This is a genomic window from Ferrovibrio sp. GW821-FHT12B10, from assembly GCF_058807515.1.
The window spans coordinates 2,082,878-2,100,776 of record NZ_JBXAQT010000001.1 but is presented as its reverse complement, the minus strand read 5'-3'; the positions used below and the strand labels follow the sequence as shown (position 1 = coordinate 2,100,776).

General features: G+C 64.1%; 17 protein-coding genes. 10 read left to right on the top strand and 7 right to left on the bottom strand.

Annotated features, from left to right (window positions below; translation table 11 throughout):
* Nucleotides 1-88: 88 nt before the first annotated feature.
* Genes AC1RRT_RS10700 through AC1RRT_RS10690 form a run of 3 tightly spaced genes read left to right on the top strand, consistent with a single transcriptional unit; the run spans nt 89 to nt 2,364 of the window.
* The gene (locus tag AC1RRT_RS10700) at nt 89-715 is read left to right on the top strand and encodes a LysE family translocator (protein ID WP_493013782.1); all 627 of its coding nucleotides are present in this window, start codon (nt 89-91) and stop codon (nt 713-715) included.
* Between the two features lies 1 nt (nt 716).
* Complete coding sequence (locus AC1RRT_RS10695; RefSeq protein ID WP_493013781.1) at nt 717-1,904, top strand: epoxide hydrolase family protein; 1,188 nt, start codon at nt 717-719, stop codon at nt 1,902-1,904.
* Nucleotides 1,905-1,908: 4 nt separating this feature from the next.
* Nucleotides 1,909-2,364, top strand: coding sequence for a MaoC family dehydratase (locus AC1RRT_RS10690; protein WP_493013780.1), 456 nt, complete (start codon nt 1,909-1,911; stop codon nt 2,362-2,364).
* A 27-nt stretch (nt 2,365-2,391) separates the two neighbouring features.
* On the opposite strand, the gene AC1RRT_RS10685 is transcribed toward AC1RRT_RS10690, so the two are convergent.
* On the bottom strand, nt 2,392-3,240 hold the full coding sequence (locus AC1RRT_RS10685; protein ID WP_493013779.1) for an alpha/beta fold hydrolase: 849 nt from the start codon (nt 3,238-3,240) through the stop codon (nt 2,392-2,394).
* A gap of 20 nt (nt 3,241-3,260) precedes the next feature.
* Nucleotides 3,261-4,493 carry an MFS transporter gene (locus AC1RRT_RS10680; protein WP_493013778.1) on the bottom strand — a complete coding sequence of 411 codons (1,233 nt, stop codon included), beginning with the start codon at nt 4,491-4,493 and terminating at the stop codon, nt 3,261-3,263.
* 219 nt (nt 4,494-4,712) lie between these two features.
* Here AC1RRT_RS10680 and AC1RRT_RS10675 point away from each other — a divergent pair, with 219 nt between their 5' ends.
* Together AC1RRT_RS10675 and AC1RRT_RS10670 are read left to right on the top strand one after the other, a co-directional pair.
* Nucleotides 4,713-5,351 (top strand): glutathione S-transferase family protein, encoded by a 639-nt coding sequence (locus tag AC1RRT_RS10675; protein WP_493013777.1) that lies wholly within the window; start codon nt 4,713-4,715, stop codon nt 5,349-5,351.
* A gap of 267 nt (nt 5,352-5,618) precedes the next feature.
* Nucleotides 5,619-7,190 (top strand): bifunctional AfsR/SARP family transcriptional regulator/alpha/beta hydrolase, encoded by a 1,572-nt coding sequence (locus tag AC1RRT_RS10670; RefSeq protein ID WP_493013776.1) that lies wholly within the window; start codon nt 5,619-5,621, stop codon nt 7,188-7,190.
* A 41-nt stretch (nt 7,191-7,231) separates the two neighbouring features.
* Here the strand turns inward: AC1RRT_RS10670 and AC1RRT_RS10665 are convergent, their stop codons facing one another.
* From AC1RRT_RS10665 to AC1RRT_RS10655, 3 genes are all read right to left on the bottom strand, one after another.
* Nucleotides 7,232-8,164 (bottom strand): hypothetical protein, encoded by a 933-nt coding sequence (locus tag AC1RRT_RS10665; RefSeq protein ID WP_493013775.1) that lies wholly within the window; start codon nt 8,162-8,164, stop codon nt 7,232-7,234.
* A 166-nt stretch (nt 8,165-8,330) separates the two neighbouring features.
* Entirely contained in the window at nt 8,331-9,197 is an 867-nt protein-coding gene (locus AC1RRT_RS10660) for an alpha/beta fold hydrolase (RefSeq protein WP_493013774.1), read from the bottom strand.
* Between the two features lie 154 nt (nt 9,198-9,351).
* Entirely contained in the window at nt 9,352-10,209 is an 858-nt protein-coding gene (locus tag AC1RRT_RS10655) for a LysR family transcriptional regulator (RefSeq protein ID WP_493013773.1), read from the bottom strand.
* A gap of 98 nt (nt 10,210-10,307) precedes the next feature.
* Between AC1RRT_RS10655 and AC1RRT_RS10650 the strand changes: the two genes are divergently transcribed.
* Both AC1RRT_RS10650 and AC1RRT_RS10645 read left to right on the top strand, forming a co-directional pair.
* Entirely contained in the window at nt 10,308-10,688 is a 381-nt protein-coding gene (locus AC1RRT_RS10650) for a tautomerase family protein (protein ID WP_493013772.1), read from the top strand.
* 66 nt (nt 10,689-10,754) lie between these two features.
* The gene (locus tag AC1RRT_RS10645; protein WP_493013771.1) at nt 10,755-11,354 is read left to right on the top strand and encodes an alpha/beta fold hydrolase; all 600 of its coding nucleotides are present in this window, start codon (nt 10,755-10,757) and stop codon (nt 11,352-11,354) included.
* A gap of 214 nt (nt 11,355-11,568) precedes the next feature.
* On the opposite strand, the gene AC1RRT_RS10640 is transcribed toward AC1RRT_RS10645, so the two are convergent.
* The gene (locus AC1RRT_RS10640; protein ID WP_493013770.1) at nt 11,569-12,522 is read right to left on the bottom strand and encodes an acetyl-CoA carboxylase carboxyltransferase subunit alpha; all 954 of its coding nucleotides are present in this window, start codon (nt 12,520-12,522) and stop codon (nt 11,569-11,571) included.
* A 147-nt stretch (nt 12,523-12,669) separates the two neighbouring features.
* Here AC1RRT_RS10640 and purH point away from each other — a divergent pair, with 147 nt between their 5' ends.
* The 3 genes from purH to AC1RRT_RS10625 all read left to right on the top strand — a co-directional run bounded on the left by purH (nt 12,670) and on the right by AC1RRT_RS10625 (nt 16,359).
* Nucleotides 12,670-14,259, top strand: a complete 1,590-nt coding sequence (gene purH / locus AC1RRT_RS10635; RefSeq protein ID WP_493013769.1) for a bifunctional phosphoribosylaminoimidazolecarboxamide formyltransferase/IMP cyclohydrolase — start codon at nt 12,670-12,672, stop codon at nt 14,257-14,259.
* An 18-nt stretch (nt 14,260-14,277) separates the two neighbouring features.
* Nucleotides 14,278-14,925: a glutathione S-transferase family protein gene (locus AC1RRT_RS10630; RefSeq protein WP_493013768.1), complete on the top strand. Its 648-nt coding sequence runs from the start codon at nt 14,278-14,280 to the stop codon at nt 14,923-14,925.
* Between the two features lie 186 nt (nt 14,926-15,111).
* Entirely contained in the window at nt 15,112-16,359 is a 1,248-nt protein-coding gene (locus AC1RRT_RS10625; RefSeq protein WP_493013767.1) for a cyclopropane fatty acid synthase, read from the top strand.
* Nucleotides 16,360-16,383: 24 nt separating this feature from the next.
* On the opposite strand, the gene AC1RRT_RS10620 is transcribed toward AC1RRT_RS10625, so the two are convergent.
* Nucleotides 16,384-17,787: an MFS transporter gene (locus AC1RRT_RS10620; protein ID WP_493013766.1), complete on the bottom strand. Its 1,404-nt coding sequence runs from the start codon at nt 17,785-17,787 to the stop codon at nt 16,384-16,386.
* Nucleotides 17,788-17,899 lie beyond the last annotated feature (112 nt).

The following is a 17,899-nucleotide window of genomic DNA, read 5'->3' as shown; positions in this document are numbered from 1 at the left end:
TTTGTTCTAATTTCGCTAAACCCCCGTCACCCCTTGCAGAAACCGCCCGCCCTATGGCTGGCTGGGACAAAGATTCGGAGGAAACAGCATGCCCGTCAGTCTCGAGCTCTGGCTCGCCTTCGCCGCCGCCGCGGCGGTGATGATCCTGATCCCCGGCCCCACCACCCTGATGGTGATGGGCCACACCATGGCCGGCGGCCCGCGCATCGGAGCACTCAGCCTGATCGGCGTCACGCTGGGGGATATCTGCGCCATCACGCTGTCCATGCTCGGCTTCAGCGCGCTGCTGGCGGCCTCGGCCGAAGCCTTCACCGCGATGAAATGGATCGGTGCCGCCTATCTCGTTTATCTCGGCATCAAATTGTGGCGCGCGCCACCGATGGAGATCACGCCGGTCAGCAGCGGCAAGAGTTCGGCGCGCGAAGCGATCATGCAGACCTTCCTGGTTACGCTGCTGAACCCGAAGGGCATCCTGTTCTTCGCCGCCTTCCTGCCGCAGTTCATCGACCCGGCCAGACCTTTGCTGCCGCAGGTGGTGACGCTTACGCTGACGCTGAATGTGCTGGCCGCCAGCATCCAGGGCTGCTGGATCGCCATGATGGGCCAGGCGCGCAACCGCATCGTCACGCCGCGTACGCTGAAAATGATGAACCGCGCCGGCGGCGCCATGCTGATCGGCGCCGGCATGCTGACGGCCACGCTGAAGAAGGCCTGAGATGCCGCGGCTGACGCCATCGACAGAACGCTTCGGTGTCCATGTGCCCGATGCCGCGCTGGCCGACCTGCAGACGCGGCTGGCGCTGGCGCGCTTCCCCATCGAACCGCAGCAGGCCGCCTGGCAGTATGGCAGCAATGGCAGCTACATGCGCCGCTTCGTCGACCGCTGGCGTAACGGTTTCGACTGGCGCAGCTGGGAAGCCCGGCTGAATGCACATGAGCAGTATCTGATCAAACTGAAACGCCCCGATACCGGCGGCCTGCAGACCGTGCATGTGCTGATGGAGCGCGGCTCCGGCGACATGCCCCGGCCGTTGCTGCTCACCCACGGCTGGCCCGGTTCGGTCTTCGAATTCATCGACGTGATCGAACGGCTGGCGCATCCCGAGCGCTTCGGCGGCCGCGAGGACGACGCCTTCACCGTGATCTGCCCGACCCTGCCGGGTTATGGCTTCTCGATGCCGATCGACAAGCCGATCGGCCCGCGCGCCATCGCCGGACTGTGGCGCGACCTGATGGTAGAGGCGCTGGGTCTCGACCGGTTCCTGGTGCAGGCCGGCGACTGGGGCTCGGTGGTTTCGAGCTGGCTGGGCGCCGATCATGCCCGCCATGCCGTGGCGCTCCATCTCAACATGGTGCCGCTGCGGCCGCCGCTGACCAAGGATACGCCGCCGCTCAGCCCGGCCGAGAAGGAGTGGATCGCGCGCACCAAGACGATCCATGCCGCCGAGGCCGGCTATCTGGCGATCCAGAGCACCAAACCCTCCACACTGGGCTATGCCATGAGCGACAGCCCGGTCGGACTGGCCGCATGGATCGTCGAGAAATTCCACGGCTTCGCCCGCGCACCGATCGAGCAGGACCCGGTCTTCTCCATCGATCACCTGATCGCAAATGTGGCGCTCTACTGGCTGACCGACACGGCCGCCACCGCCACCTGGCTCTACTGGGCGGCGCGCGAGACCGGCGACTTCGCGCTCAAGCCTGGTGAATTCGTGTCCAGCCCCACCGGCTTCCTGCTGCCGCCCTGGGACCTGGTGCCGCCGCCGCCCGAGGGCTGGCTGGAGCGCGGCTATAACGTGACGCATCGCCGCGACCTGGACCGCGGCGGGCATTTCGTGGCGATGGAACAGCCCGAGGCCTTCGTCGCCGATGTGCAACAGTTTTTCCGCAACATGCAGATTTAGGATCATGAGCAAGAGCGAACGCTGGTTTGAGGATTACACCGTCGGCGAAGTCATCCGCGCCGATGGCGTCACCATTTCGGAAGCCGAGATTCTCTCTTTCGCCTTCACCTACGATCCGCAGCCCTTCCATCTCGACAAGATCGCCGCCGAGAAATCGCCATATGGCGGCCTGATCGCCTCAGGCTGGCAGACCGGCCTGCTGGGCTTCCGCATGCTGCTGAATGCCGGCCTGCTCGGCAAGGGCAGCATGGGCTCGCCCGGCCTGGATGAAATCCGCTGGGCCATGCCGGTGCGTCCGGGCGACACGCTGTTCGGTCGCGCCAGCATCGAGGACAAACGCGAGAGCGCCTCCAAGCCTGATCGCGGCATCGTGCGCATGAAATACTGGGTCGAGAACCAGAAAGGCGAAACGGTGATGAGTTTCTTCGGCACCCAGATGGTGCTGAAGCGTCCGGGCTGATGCGGCCCGTGCTTGAAACCGTCTCGCCTAGACTCGCTCCAGCGCCAGTTCATCGCGGATAAGGCCGGCCAGTCGACTGGCATGGCTGAGCGGCAGCATATGGCCACCCTCGGCGATCTCGACCAAGCTGGCCTGCGGGATCGAGCTGGTCAGCAGCTCGGCGATACGACGCGTCGGCCGCGGCGACCGGCCGCCGCGGATCACCAGCACCGGCATGCTCAACTCGGCATAGCGCTCGGCTGGTATGCCGGCCGCGTAAAGCGCGGTGAAATCGCTGCCGATGCTGGGCAGCCGCAGGGTCATCTCGGTTTTCATCGCGCCGGGCAGGTTGACCCAGGTGCCAGCGCCATTCCAGTAGTCCACAAACAGCCCCGTGGTGATGTGGCTCACCACGGGATCGTCCTGTCTGCCGCCGCTGGCGAGCTGGCGCCCGATCCTGGCCAGGTCCTCCAGCAGCACTGCATCTTCGGCGTCACCGGTGCGCAGCATGTGGAAGGCTGCCGGTTCGGCCAGGATCAGATGCGACACCATCTCGGGGTGATCGAGTGCGAGCTGCAGCGCGATGGCACCGCCCATCGAATGCCCCACCACGACGGCCGGGCGGCCATCCAGCAGCGTGACCAGCACATCCCGCACGGCGCGCACATGATCCTCAATGGTGACATCGCGATCCAACGGCCAGGCCGGCGATTTGCCATAGCCAAAAAGCTCGGGCGTGATGGCACTCACCGGAATCTGTAGATCGGCCAAGTCTTCGATGGTCTCGTGCCAGTGTCCACGGTCGCCCGCGGTGCCATGGATGAAAACCATGGCAGGGCCGGTACCTTTTTTCCCGCAGCTGAGTCGCACGTCGGGAGAGATGGTCGCTGTCGTCATGAATACGCGCCCGGTCTTGGTCAGGCTCTGGCCGGCTGCGCCGCGTCGCCCAGCGGCTTCACGCTGACCGGGACATTGACCAGCGCCGCGGCGGCGCTGAGCGCGATGCAGATCCACCACATCGCCGCGTACGACCCGGTGAGGTCGTAGAGCGCGCCACCGAGCCAGGCGCCCAGGAAGGCGCCGACCTGATGGCCGAGGAACACCAGGCCCAGCAGCGTCGCCATGTAATATGGTCCGAAGATCTGGCCCAGCAGGCCCGAGGTCGGCGGGATCGACGACATCCAGACCACACCCAGCATGGCCGAGAGCAGCAGCACCGCGCCATCGTTGACCGGAGCATACAGCAGCGCCGTCATCGCCAGCGCGCGGCAGCCATAGATCCAGATCAGGATGCTGCGCTTGCTGCGCGTCTGGCCCAGCACGCCGACAAAATACGCCGAGAAGAGATTGGTCAGGCCGATGGCGCCCAACGCCCAGGCGCCGGTTTCGGCCGAGAGACCCAGGCTGACCACATAGGCCGGCATATGGGTGAAGACGAAGCCGGCATGCAAGCCGCAGACGGTGAAGCCGGCAAAGATCATCCAGAAGCTGCCGCTCGCCGCCGCCGTCTTCATGGTTGCCTGCAGGCTGCTGCGCGGCACGGAGGATCCGCCGCTTCGGATATTCCCGGCGAGCAGCAGGGCACAAGGCAGGATCGCGCCGATGCAGCCGGCCATCACCAGCAGCGCAGTCTGCCAGTCATAGGCGGAGATCAGTGCCTGGCTCACGGTGGCCAGCACGAACTGCCCCATCGAGCAGGCGGCGATCGCCATGCCGGTGGCCCAGCCCTGCAGATGCGGCGGCGCCACCCGCGTCACCGCGCCCACGCTCATGGTCCAGGATGCGCCGGCCAGGCCGAGGCCCGCCGTGATGCCGCCGGCCAGATGAAACAGTATCGGCGTATCGGCCACCGCCATACCGGCGGTACCGGCGACATAGAGCAGCACGCCGCCGATCAGCACGCGGCCATAGCCATGGCGGTCGGCCAGCGCGCCGGCCAGCGGTTGCGACAGGCCCCAGACCAGATTCTGGATCGCCAGCGCCAGGCCGAAGGTTTCGCGCTCCCAGCCGCGCGCCTGCAGGATCGGCTCGAGGAAGACGCCGAAGGTGGTGCGTACGCCAAAGGACAGGAAAGCCATCAGGCAGGCCGCCATGATGCAGGTATAAATCAGCAGGACGGAGATCGGACGGCCGGCGGCGACGCTCTGCATGAACCCTGTACCCTGGACGCATCTGGAGCCGCCGATTCGGCCGCTCCCCTGTCCGCACTGTGGCCGGGGACTGTGGGTCCGGGCGTGGTAGCCGGCGTGGAAATCGCGCAGACTTCGACGGCAGACTGGCTTGGATGCCAGACTGGCTTGGATCGCAGGCTGGCTTGACCGCGGCGGCGCCCCGCCCTTTCTCAGACCCCTAACCCAGAGGGATCACACATGTCCGTCACGCTCTATTACGGTTCCGGTTCGGCCTATGCCTGGCGCGTCTGGCTGGCGCTGGAACACAAAGGCGTGCCTCACGACCTGAAGGTACTGTCCTTCAGCGAAGGCGGCCACAAGACGCCGGACTACACCAAACTCAACCCGCGCCAGCGCGTGCCGACCCTGGTGGACGGCGACTTCATCCTGCGTGAATCGGCGGCGATCATGGAATATGTCGAGGAGCGCTGGCCCGAGAAGCCGCTGTTCGCCCAGGACCTGCGGCTGCGCGCCGAACAGCGCCGCATGATCCGCGAAGCCGACAATTATGTGGGCGAGACGGTGGAGCATCTGTTCCATGCGGTGTTTGCGCCACCGGAAAAAGCCGATGCCGCCAAGCTGACCCAGGCCGTGGCGGATGTGCAGGCCGAAATCGCGCGCTGGGAGCCGCAGATCGCCGGCGACTATGTGAATGGCGATGCCGTTTCAGGGGTGGACTATACGCTGTATCCGCACCTGGCCATCATCGGGCGTTTCCAGCTGCGCAAGCCCGAGGCCATCCCGGGCAGCATCTTCACACCGAGGCTGGGCGCCTGGATGGAGCGCATGAAGGCACTGCCGGTGGTGCAGAAGACCTGGCCGCCGCACTGGAAGTAAGGTGCACCATTAGCCGGGATTCGACCTGATGCACAAAACCGGAAATGCCATCTGATGCGTTGTGGTTCGCTGCACTATCAGCGTGCTGATTAACAGCCTGCGGGACAATGGCGGTGCCGCGCCACCATCGAGCAGGTTCAGTTTCTGCACTTGCATGACGATACGCTGCGCTTGTGACGAATCTGCCGATGGCCTACAAGACTGCAAAGGCCGGAGCGACGCATGCGCAACACAAATGCGATTCAACATAAACCAAGCGGGATGCTGATGCTCTCGCTGACCGGTTCGCTCTCTGCGAACCTGGACGGCACTGCACTGGAGCTGCCACCGTCCAAGAAGGCGCGCGCCCTGTTGGCCTATCTGGCATCCGCCCGGCGACCGCAGCGCCGCGAGCGTCTGGCGTCTCTGCTGTGGGCCGACACGGAAACGGGTCGCGAAGGTCTGCGCTGGAGCCTGAGCCGGCTGCGTAAAACACTTGAGCTGGACGGTGTATCCCGCCTTGTCGCCGACCGCGATACAATCTTTCTGGATGCGACCCACGCTGACTGCGACATCTGGTCGATCCAAAGAATTGCAGCCATGACGCCCGCGATGGCATCGACGGCCGACCTGATCGGCGCCGCCGGGCTGATGCAGGGCGAATTCCTCGAAGGCCTCGACCTGCCCGACTGCTACGAATTCCGGCTCTGGTGCATGGCGGAGCGCGAAAACATGCGCCAGACCCAGGCAGCGATCCTGGCGACGCTGTGCGACCGGCTTGGCGCCACCGAACAGTCGCTGCCTTATGCGCGCCAGCGCGTGCTACTGGAGCCGACAGAGGAAGCGGCCCATGTGTCGCTGCTGACGATGCTGATCGCCCTTGGCCGCATACCCGAAGCAGAATCGCATGTCGAAACTGTGCAGCGGCAATTCAAGACCGCCGGCCTGCCGCCACCCTACAAGCTGGTCCGGCAGTGGGCAGCTCATCGCGCCGCACATCAGCCCGTTGTCGAACGAATCAAGGAAAAGTCCACGCGGCAACGCATCCATTTCTGTGCAAGCACCGATGGCGTGCAGATAGCCTATGCTGTTTCTGGCCGTGGGCCGCGTCTGGTGAAGGCGGCCAACTGGTACAGCCATCTGGAATACGATCTGGAAAGCCCTGTCTGGAAGCATCTGATCAATGCTCTGGCACAGGACCGCGAGCTGGTCCGCTACGACCGGCGTGGCTGCGGCCTGTCAGACCGCACAACCAAAGCATTGAGCTTCGACGATGCACTGAACGATCTTGAAGCCGTGACCGGCATGCTCGACGCAGATCCATTCGATCTTGTCGGATTCTGCAGCGGTGGCGCGATGTCCATCGCTTATGCGGCCCGTCATCCGGAACGCGTGCGTCGCCTGATCCTGATTGGCACTTCGGCGCTGGGCTGGCGCCGGCGTGCGAAGGGCAATGCGCCCAATGAACATATGGTCGCCCTGACCCGTCATGGCTGGGGCCTGGATAACCCGGCCTTCCGGCAGATTTTCACCTCACTGATGTTCCCCGAGGCGACACCGGAACAAGCCACCTGGCTGAACGAACTGCAGCGCGTCTCGGCCACGCCTGAAGCCGCCGCCATGTTGATGGACAGCTTCGGTGATTTTGACGTGAGCGACCTGCTCGCCCAGATTCAATGCCCGACCCTCGTGCTGCACAGTCGCGACGACTCCATGGTACCGATGGAGTTCGGCCGCGAATGCGCCACCGGCATACCGCAGGCGCAATTCATTACGGTGCCCAGCCGCAACCATCTGCTCCTGGAAAGCGAGCCGGCCTGGTTGACCCTGAAGTCGGAAATAGAATCCTTCTTGGCGTGACGATTCCCGCCGCAGAAACGCCGCGCAACCGCAATCCAGCATTACATGATCGGAGCTAACGCCGCCTGGATACGGAGTCCCTGCGCCTCGGTGATCATGCCGCCCAGCAGTTCCTGGAAACGCGGCACCTGAACGCCGGATACAATGTATTGCCACCGATAGGCTTTCAGCAGCCCCTGTTCGAGCAACTGCTGCTCCTTGTCGGTAAGTTTGCGAGCGTTGATTTTTGCGAAATAGGCGGCATCGGCCTGTGACTGGGCCTGCAGGATGCCATCGACGGCACCGACCAGGGCAATCAGATCGTCCACGGCAGCATCGCGCTCGATGTCGCTGAGACGTGCATTCGCGCGCGCCCATTCCATTTCATCGAGAATCGCATGCTGCGATTCTTCGCGCCAGTGATGCAGGAACACGTCCTTGTAGAGATCGGAAAGACCGCTATCCGGCTCTATGCTCTGGCGGTAATGCACCAGTGTGAACAGTTCTATACAGCAGGTCAGTGCCAATACAGCCCAGGTGGATTTCGATAGCACCACCCCTGCGACGGCATCCGGATCGGCCGTGCGAACATATCCCGCCGGCATCTTGGTCGCGATCATCTCTTCTATCCGCCGGAACAGCTCTTGGTGTTTCAGTTCTTCGGCGCTGAAGCGAACCAGCGCCTCAAGTGCGACTTGATCGCCAAGGCTTGATTCGGCGCTGATTTCCAGAATCTTGGCGGCAATATAACGTTCAACCAGGCCAAAGATATACGCATAGGTGCGGCCTTGGACCTGGCTCAATAGCCGCTGTTCGTCCTCAGACAGAAAGCTGAAATCAGTGACCATCGATAGGCCGTCGGGCAGGAACTTACGCGAGAAATCGAACGTCCTTCCCTTGAAGATGTCCTTGTCGATATCCCAGTTCACACGCTTCGCGTTTTCGATGCACCGGGCATAACGCTCGGTCTGCAGATTCGGCTGAATGGCGGTCATGATCCCTCTGTCTCCATGCGATACTGTAAAAAGTATCTGTGATGGGCCGCGCATTGGCGGCACCATCAGGGATGAATAGAGGGACTCAATTGGATTCGGCGTGTGTATAGCCGTATAAACACGCCGCGACCCGCAAGATTGGGCCGTACCGCGACTCTGGGCTCGATCAGACTGCCACGCGGCCCTGGAACTCGCGGATCAGTTCCGCCACCAGCGCCGCATGGGTCAGCGGCATCATATGGCCGGCATCGGGAATGCCGATCTGCTGCGCCGCCGGCAACGTGACGCCCAGGCCGGCGACGATGTTGCGCACCGGACCCGGCGACTGGCCGCCGCTCAGCAGCAATGCCGGCATGGTCAGCGCGGCGTAATCAGGCAAACGCGTCGGCTCGTTGAAGGCGGCGGTGAAATCGCCCGAGATCGCACCGACCGTCTGCGCCATGGCATCGCGCAGCGACTGGTCCACGGTCTGCCAGCGGCCCGCCGTGCTCCAGTAGTCGAAGAAATATTCCATGGCGCAATGCCGGGCCTCTTCCGCCTTCGATGCCGCGCCGGCATGCACGGCGGTGGCCACGGCCGAGATCTCGGCGAACAGCCGCAGCTCGGTTTCGCCGCGGTCCTTCAGCAGGAAGAAGGCTGCCGGCTCGATCACCGTCAGCGTGCGCAGGCGGCCAGGCCGCGTCAGCGCGAAGCGTAGCGCCACCGCGCCACCCATCGAATGGCCGACTAGGTCGAAAGGCTCGTCGATGTCACGGGTGCAGGCTGCCACGATGGCGGCATAGTCATCCAGCGTGATCGGGCGCTCGCCACGCCAGCTGGCGGTTTTGCCGCAACCGAACAATTCCGGGATGATCACGCGGCGGTTCAGCGGACCCCAGGCCTTCAGCACGCGCTTCCAGTGCTGGCGATCCGCACCTGAGCAATGCAGCAACACCAGCGGTCGGCCTTGTGCCACAGCGCCTGTATCCTCGCAGCCGATGGCAAAATCCGGCGGCAGTTGCACGGGGGAAGACGGAAGCGTCATCACTGTCATGGCAGCTCGCGATGCAAACACCGACTCGCATGAGCCGGCACGACGAGCTGCGCTATAACATGCGGCACGCATCGCGCTTTGCGACAACGGTCACAGGCAGAATCACAAGCGAGTGAGATTAATCCCGCGGGATTAGGCGCGGACTAGCTGCGGACTAGCCGCGCACCGCGCTTCTGAACGCAGCTGACAACGCCGCCAGCGCTTCGCGCGCGCGGCCATCCTTCACGCGTGTGTGCAGCAGCACCGGCAGGCGTGGCAACTCCGGCAGCCCGAGCCTGCGGCCGACATCGACCGCGCCGAACGGCACCATGCGCGGCGACAACGCACCGACGCCCAGCCCCGCCATCACAGCTGCTGCGACCGCCGCAACACCGCCCCCGACGAAAATTTCCGTCCAGGGCACGCCGGCCGCATCGAGCATCTCTCCCGACAGCACGCGCACGCCGCAGGGCTCGGCCATCGTCGCCACCGGCAGTGGTTCATCGGCGCGATGCTGCCAGTTCGGCGCCGCGAACCAGCCGAATTTTTCCTCGGTCAGCAGTTCGCCGTCGCTGCGCCCGGCATGCAGGCGCACGATCACCGTATCGAGTTCGCGCCGGTCGAAGCTTTGAAGCAGCGGGCCTGAGGATCCGATCCGGATCTCGATCAGCAGCTGCGGGTCCTGCGCGTTCATGCGTGCGATCAGGGCGGGCAGCTCCGGCCCGGCGACATGATCGCTGATGCCGATGGCCAGGCGCTGGCGTGCGCCGGCAAAACCGGCCAGCGCGCGGTCATGGACATCGAGGAGTTCGCGGGCATGTTCGAGGAATGCCGCACCGCGCGGCGAAAGTTCGAGATAGCGCGGCGTACGCTCGACCAGCCGACAGCCGAGCCGTTCTTCCAGCCGCTTGAGCTTCAGGCTGACCGCGCCCTGGGTCGTCTGCATCGATTCGGCTGCGCGTGTGAAGCTGCCCAGCTCCGCGATGCGGACAAAGGCCTGGACGGCGTCGAGATCGAGGGGGCAATTAATCATTTCTATTTATAATAACTGATATGATTATTCATTGCATTTATAAATATATAAGCCGGATTTAGGGTTTAGCTGCAACCCCACTCCGAAAGGCTCCCGCGATGCCCCTCGTCCACATCTCCCTGCGCGCCGGCAAACCGGCCGCCTACCGGCAGGCCATCTTCGACAGCATCTATGCCGCGATGCGCGAGGCGCTGGGCGTGCCCGAAGACGACCAGTTCATGACCATCACCGAGCATGAGGCCGCCAACTTCCGCTATGGCGCGTCCTACCTCGGCGTCGCCCGCAGCGACGATCTCATCTACATCCAGATCACCGTATTCAACACCCGCACGACGGAGCAGAAGGCGGCGCTGTTCCGGCGCATCGCAGCGCTGCTCGGCGCAAGCCCCGGCATCCGTTCCGAGGATGTGTTCGTGAATATCCTCGAAGCCGCGAAAGAGAACTGGTCGCTGGGCAACGGCATCGCGCAATTCGCCTGAAATTTGAGGGTCAATCGGGACAATCCGGCGGATGACGGTCCGCGCCCTCTGCGGCATGGTATCGTCATGACGCATCTTCTCTTCCTGCCCGGTGCCGGCGGCGCAGCCGAGTTCTGGCATCCGCTTGGCGCGCTGCTGCCCGACAACTGGCGCAAGACCTATCTGAACTGGCCCGGGCTTGGTCGCGAGAAGCACAGGCCCGGCTTCGACAGCCTGGATGCGCTGACGGCCCATGCCGCAGCCCAGCTCGAACCGCGCAGCATTATCGTCGCGCATTCGATGGGCGGGATTTTCGCCATGCGGCTGGCGCTGTTGTATCCCGAACGCGTCAGCCATCTGGTGCTGACGGCATCATCCGGCGGCGTCGATGTGATGAAGTTCCGCGCCGCCGACTGGCGCCCGGCCTATCGCGCCGAGTTTCCGCAGGCAGCAGACTGGATCACCACGGCGCGTGCCGACCATACGGCCGAGATCGGCAGCATCGTGGCACCGGCCCTGCTGCTCTGGGGCGATGCCGATCCGATCAGCCCGCTCGGCGTCGGCCGGCATCTGCATGGCCTGCTGCCGCGGTCGACCTTGCAGGTCGTCAAGGGCGGCGATCACGGCTTCCCGCATGACCGTGCGCGTGAGATCGCGCCACTGGTGGAAAATTTCCTGCGCGCTTGATCATCATCGCGGCGGCACCATCTCAAGGAAGCTGCTGTCGGACATCGTGAAAATGGACGGGATGGGGCTGGATCGCCCTGGCCAGCACCAGGCAGGACCTGGCATCCAACTGGACGCAACTGGCCTGAACTGGACGCAACTGGCACCCAACTGGCCAGGCAACCGGCAGCAACCGGCCTCCGGTGCCGCAAGCAGGTCCAGGTTTTACAGAGACTTAAAGTCCAGTCGCACCCATATCGAGGAATTTGCGCCGGCGCGCCTCGCGCAGCGCACCCGGCTCCTGGCCGGCCAGCGTGCGCAGGTTGGCGTCCAGCGCATCGCCCAGTGCATTGATGGCGCGCACCGGATCGCGATGGGCGCCGCCCAGCGGCTCCTTCACGATCTCGTCGACCACCTTGAGCTTGAGCAGGTCTTCCGCCGTGACGCGCAGCGCCTCGGCCGCATCGGGCGCCTTGGCGTTGTCGTTCCACAGGATGGCAGCGCAGCCTTCGGGCGAGATCACCGAATAGATCGCGTGTTCGAACATCAGCACGCGGTTGGCGGCGGCCAGCGCCACCGCGCCGCCCGAACCACCCTCGCCGACGATCGCGGCCACCAGCGGCACACGGATGTCGAGGCAGCAGTCGATGGCGCGCGCAATGGCTTCGGCCTGGCCGCGCTCTTCGGCCTGCACGCCCGGATAGGCGCCGGCGGTGTCGACTAATGTTACGACCGGCAGGCGGAAGCGGTCGGCCATGCGCATCAGGCGGATCGCCTTGCGATAGCCCTCAGGTTTCGCCATGCCGAAATTGTGCTTCACGCGGCCTTCGGTGCCACGGCCCTTTTCATGGCCGATCACCATGACGGCGCGGCCACGCAGGCGGCCGAGACCGCCGGTGATGGCACCGTCCTCGGCAAAGGCGCGGTCGCCGCAGAGCGGGACATAGTCGGAGATCAGCGTCGCGACATAGTCGGCGAAATGCGGGCGGTCCTGATGGCGGGCAACCTGGGTCTTCTGCCATGCACCCAGTTTCGAATAGGTGCTCTGCAGCTGCTGGGCGGCCTTGGCCTCCAGCTTCTCCAGGTCTTCCGCGATATCGGTGTTGCCGCTGTCGACCAGCTTCCTCAGATCGGCGATTTTCGCCTCGAGCTCAGCGATCGGCTTCTCGAATTCCAGATAAGAGCGCATGGGGGCATCGTTTAGCATGGATCGCGGCGGCGGACAAACCTCTTAAGCCATTGTATTGGGTGAAGTTTTCCACATCTTTCGGGGGTGGCCGGGGCATGCTATAGCCCGTCCGCCCTTCCCTCCTGCCGAGTCCAGAGGCCCCATCCGATGTCCGCCGATCTCATTCCCGTCCGCCGTGCGCTCCTCTCCGTGTCCGACAAGACCGGGCTTATCGACTTCGGCAAGGCGCTGGCCGGCTTCGGGATCGAGCTGCTCTCCACCGGCGGCACCTACAAGGCCCTGAAAGATGCTGGCGTCGCGGTGAAGGAAGTGGCCGAGCATACCGGTTTCCCCGAGATGATGGACGGGCGCGTGAAGACGCTGCATCCCACCATCCATGGCGGCATCCTGGCGCTGCGCGACCATGCCGATCACAAGGCGGCGATGGACAAGCACAACATTCCGCCGATCGACCTCGTCGTTGTGAACCTCTATCCCTTCGCCGCCACCGTGGCCAAGGGCGCCGACTTCCCGACCTGCATCGAGAATATCGACATCGGCGGCCCGGCGATGATCCGCTCGGCGGCCAAGAACCACGGCTTCGTCAATGTCGTGGTCGATGTCGCCGATTACGCCAAAGTGCTCGATGCGCTGAAGACCAACAATGGTGCGACTGGCCTGAAACTGCGCCGCGAACTGGCGGCCAAGGCCTATGCCCATACCGGCGCCTATGATTCGATGATCGCCACCTGGTTCGCGCGCCAGAACGGCGAGAATTTCCCGCCCACCCTGCTGCTCTCGGCCGAGCGCAAGCAGACGCTGCGCTATGGCGAGAACCCGCACCAGGACGCGGCTTTCTATACCGTGACCGGCGACAAACGCCCTGGCGTCGCCACCGCCGTGCAGGTGCAGGGCAAGGAGCTGTCGTACAATAACCTGAATGACACCGACGCGGCCTTCGAGCTGGTCTCGGAGTTCAGCGACAAGCCGACCATCGCCATCATCAAGCACGCGAACCCTTGCGGCGTCGCCACCGCCGATACGCTGGCCGCCGCCTGGGATGCGGCCCTGCGCTGCGATCCGGTTTCGGCCTTCGGCGGCATCGTCGCCATGAACCGCAAGCTGGACAAGGCCACCGCCGAGAAGATCGGCGCCATCTTCACCGAAGTGATCGTCGCGCCCGAGGCGGATGACGACGCCAAGGCGCTGCTGGCGGCGAAGAAGAACCTGCGCCTGCTGCTGACCGGCGGCATGGCCGATCCGGTCGCGCCGGGCTGGTTCGTCAAGTCGGTCGCCGGCGGCTATCTGGTGCAGACCCGCGACGCCGGCCGCATCGTGGAGGCCGACCTCAAGATCGTGACACAGCGCGCGCCGACGCCGCAGGAACTCGCCGACATGCTGTTCGCCTTCCGCGTCGGCAAGCATGTGAAGTCGAACACCATCGTCTATGCCAAGAACGGCGCCACTGTCGGCATCGGCGCCGGCCAGATGAGCCGCGTCGACAGCGCCCGCATCGCCTTCCGCAAGGCGCAGGACTCGGCCAAGGCGGCCGGCCTGACCGAGAGCCTGACCAAGGGTTCGGTGGCCGCCTCGGATGCCTTCTTCCCGTTCGCCGACGGCTTGGAAGTTCTGGTTGAGGCCGGGGCGACGGCCGTGATCCAGCCCGGCGGCTCGATCCGCGACCAGGAAGTGGTGGACGCCGCCAACAAGGCCGGTCTGGCCATGGTCTTCACCGGCATGCGCCACTTCCGCCACTGAGCCTCAGGGACCAGCCGCATGTACAAACTCTACTGGGCGCCGGGCACTGCGGCGATGGCACCGCAGACCGTGCTGGAAGAGATCGGCGCACCTTATGAGACAGTGCTGCTCGACCGCGCCACCAAGGAGCATGAGCAGCCGGCCTACAAGACGCTCAATCCCAATGGCCGCATTCCCACCCTGGTGGACGGCGACTTCGTCATCTTCGAGACGGCGGCCATCTGCCAGTATCTGAGCGACAAGCATCCCGAGGCAAAACTGGTGCCGGTGGAGCTGCGTACCCGCGGCCGTCACCATCAGTGGCTGACCTATATGACCAACACCGTACAGGTGGGGTTCAGCGACTGGTTCCACCCCGACTGGATCTTCGACGAGGCAGACCAGCAGGCGGCACTGAAGGCCCAGGCCGAGACCCGGCTCTACGCCTGCTTCCAGGTGCTGAATGACGGCATCGGCTCGATATCACCCTACATGCTGGGCGAGAGCCACAGCATCTGCGACATCTATCTCGCCATGATGACGCGCTGGAGCCGCTTCCTGCCCCGGCCGATGTGGACCTGGGCGAATATCGAACGCGTCGTCGACAACACCTACATCCGTCCGGCTTTCCAGCAGATGATGCAGAAACAGGGCATCGCCTGGGCGGAAAACTGGCCGCAGAAGTAGGCGCACCCCCCGCGCCGCATAACTGTCCCGCGTATTCGACGGGCCAGTAACCAACGCACCGTTATATTCCCGGCACCGCCGGGTGCATCCTTGGCCGACTCGCACAACCCCTCTTGTCGAGTGCAACCGAGCGCGCCAATATGGTTGGTGGATTGGGGCGTTATCTCTTTTAACCGGAGATTCCGCATGCTTCTCGATTTTGTTCTGAAGTCGGTACTGAAGTCCGGTTCGCTGACGGTGATCGACCACCGTAATCAGAGCCGCCATTACGGCGACCCGCCGGGTCCCGACAGCGTTGTGATTAGGCTGATGAAACCGGAGACGGGGCGGCGCATGGCGCTGGACCCGAACCTTGCCGTGGGCGAGGCCTATATGAATGGCGACCTCGTGATGGAGAAAGGCTCCATCTACGATTTCCTCGCGGTCGTGGTGCGCAATCTGGGCACGCATGGACAGTTGCCGCTGTCGGGCCTGCAGCATTTCATCGACCGCTTCACCCGGCTGTGGCACCAGTTCAACCCGATCAGCCGCGCAACCAAGAACGTGCAGCATCATTACGATCTGGACGGCCGGCTCTACGATCTCTTCCTCGATACCGACAAGCAGTATTCCTGCGCCTATTTCCCCACGCCCGACACAACGCTGGAACAGGCGCAGCTCGCCAAGAAGCGGCATATCGCCGCCAAGCTGCAGATCGAGCCCGGCATGAAGGTGCTGGAGATCGGTTCGGGCTGGGGCGGGATGGCGCTGTATCTGGCCGAGACCTGCGGCGCCGAGGTCACCGGCGTCACACTCAGCACCGAGCAGCACACCATCTCGACCAGTCGCGCCCAGGAGCGCGGCTTGAGCGAACGGGTGAAGTTCCACATCCAGGATTATCGCACCCTGGCCGGCCAGTTCGACCGCATCGTCTCGGTCGGCATGTTCGAGCATGTCGGCGTACCGCATTACGGCGAGTATTTCAGCGGCGTGTCGCGACTGCTGAAAGATGATGGCGTGGCGCTGATCCATTCGATCGGCCGCATGGATGGACCGGGCACCACACCGGGCTTTATCCGCAAATACATCTTCCCCGGTGGCTATATCCCCGGCGTGTCGGAAGTGACGCCGGTGATCGAGCGCAGCGGGCTGTGGATCACCGACATGGAAATCCTGCGTCTGCATTACGCCGAAACGCTGTTGCACTGGCGCCAGCGCTTCATGGCGCAGTGGGACAAGGCCAAGGCGCTGTATGACGAGCGCTTCTGCCGCATGTGGGAGTTCTATCTTGCCGCCTCGGAAGTCACCTTCCGGCACTGGGGCAACATGGTGTTCCAGCTGCAGCTGACCAAGCGGGTCGACACCCTGCCAATCACGCGCGACTACATGCACGAGACCGAACTGGCGCTGGCCGGGCGGGAACTGCCGCAGCGGCCGTTTGCCAAGACCGCGTAAGGGACAGCCGGCGCACCCATCGACCTAGGCCGGGCGCGCCGGCTCCTTCACCTTCCACAGCAGCACGAAACCCACCGCCAGAAAGACCAGCACGATCACTGCGCCGACCCGCTGGGTGGCAAAGATCGGCGTCGTGATGGCGATCAGGAAGGGCGCGAGGAATGTCGTCGCCCGACCCGACAGCGAAAAGATGCCATAGAACTCACCCACCATGTCGGGCGGCGAGAGTCGCGCGACCAGCGTGCGGCTGGCCGCCTGCACCGGGCCGAAACCCAGACCGAGAAGCACGGCGCAGACAAAGAAGACCTGCTCGCCAGCCGAGCTGAACAAGCCCGCACCGGCTGCCTTCGGCGCAACGTTGATGACGAAGAACACCGTGTCGGCCGTAATCGAGAGAATGCCGAAGGTGCCCAGCGCGAGCGATACCAGCGCAACCTGCACGGCACGTTTTGAGCCGATCCTGTCTTCCCACGAACCGCCGGCGATCACAGCCGGGATCGCCACCATATTGATCAGGATTCCAAAGATGCCGAGTTCGGTGGTGCCCCAGCCGAAGATACCGGCCGCATAGATGCCGCCGAAACCGATCACCGTCACCACGCCGTCATAGAAGATCATGTAGGCGATCAGGAAACGCATCAGGTTGCCATACTGCCGCAGGTGCCGCAGCGTGCCGATCACGCGGCTGATGCCGGCGCGCACCACCTGGGTGAACGGCAGGCCCGAGCCGGGCCGGTCCGGCGTGAACAGAAACATCGGCAGCACGAAGATCGCGATCCAGACGGCCGTTGCCGGGCCGATGATGCGCTCGGCCTCGAAAGCTTCGCGCTTCAGGCCGAGCAGCGCTTCGCCCGGCGGCGGCGCGATGCCGATCAGTTCAGGCTGCGAGACAATCAGCACGCCAAACAGCGCAATCAGGCCGCCGGCATAGCCCAAGCCCCAGCCCAGGCCGCTCAAGCGACCGACATGCCTTGGCGTTTCCAGCGACGGCAGCAGCGCATTGTTGAACATGATCGAATACTCGGCCGCGATATTGGCCAGGATGAAACCCAGAATCACCAAAGGCAGCAGTTGCACCTGTCCCGGCTGGGCCAGCCACAGAAGCATGCAGGCAAAGGCCAGGATCAGCTGGAACAGGAACAGCCAGGGCTTGCGCCGACCGCCGGCATCGGCGATGGCGCCAAGGAAGGGCGCACCGATGGCCACGATGGCGGCCGAGAAGGCCAGCGTGAAACCCCACAGCGATTGCCCTTCCACGGAGTCGCCGATCACCTTGCTGGTGAAATAGGGAACGAAGATGAAGGTGGTGATGACGGTGAAATAAGGCTGATTGGCCCAGTCGAACATCGCCCAGGACAGGCGGGCGCGCCATGACGCCGGCACAGAGGGCGCGGCGACAGGGATCGGTGGCGAATTTTCGGCCGTCATGACAGTCCCGCTTCCGGTCGTTTGACCCAACATAGAGGCCGGATATGACAGCGCCAATCACCACAGGCGTGCATCCAGACACAATTGAAACACTTTTCGCAGCTGCGAGAAA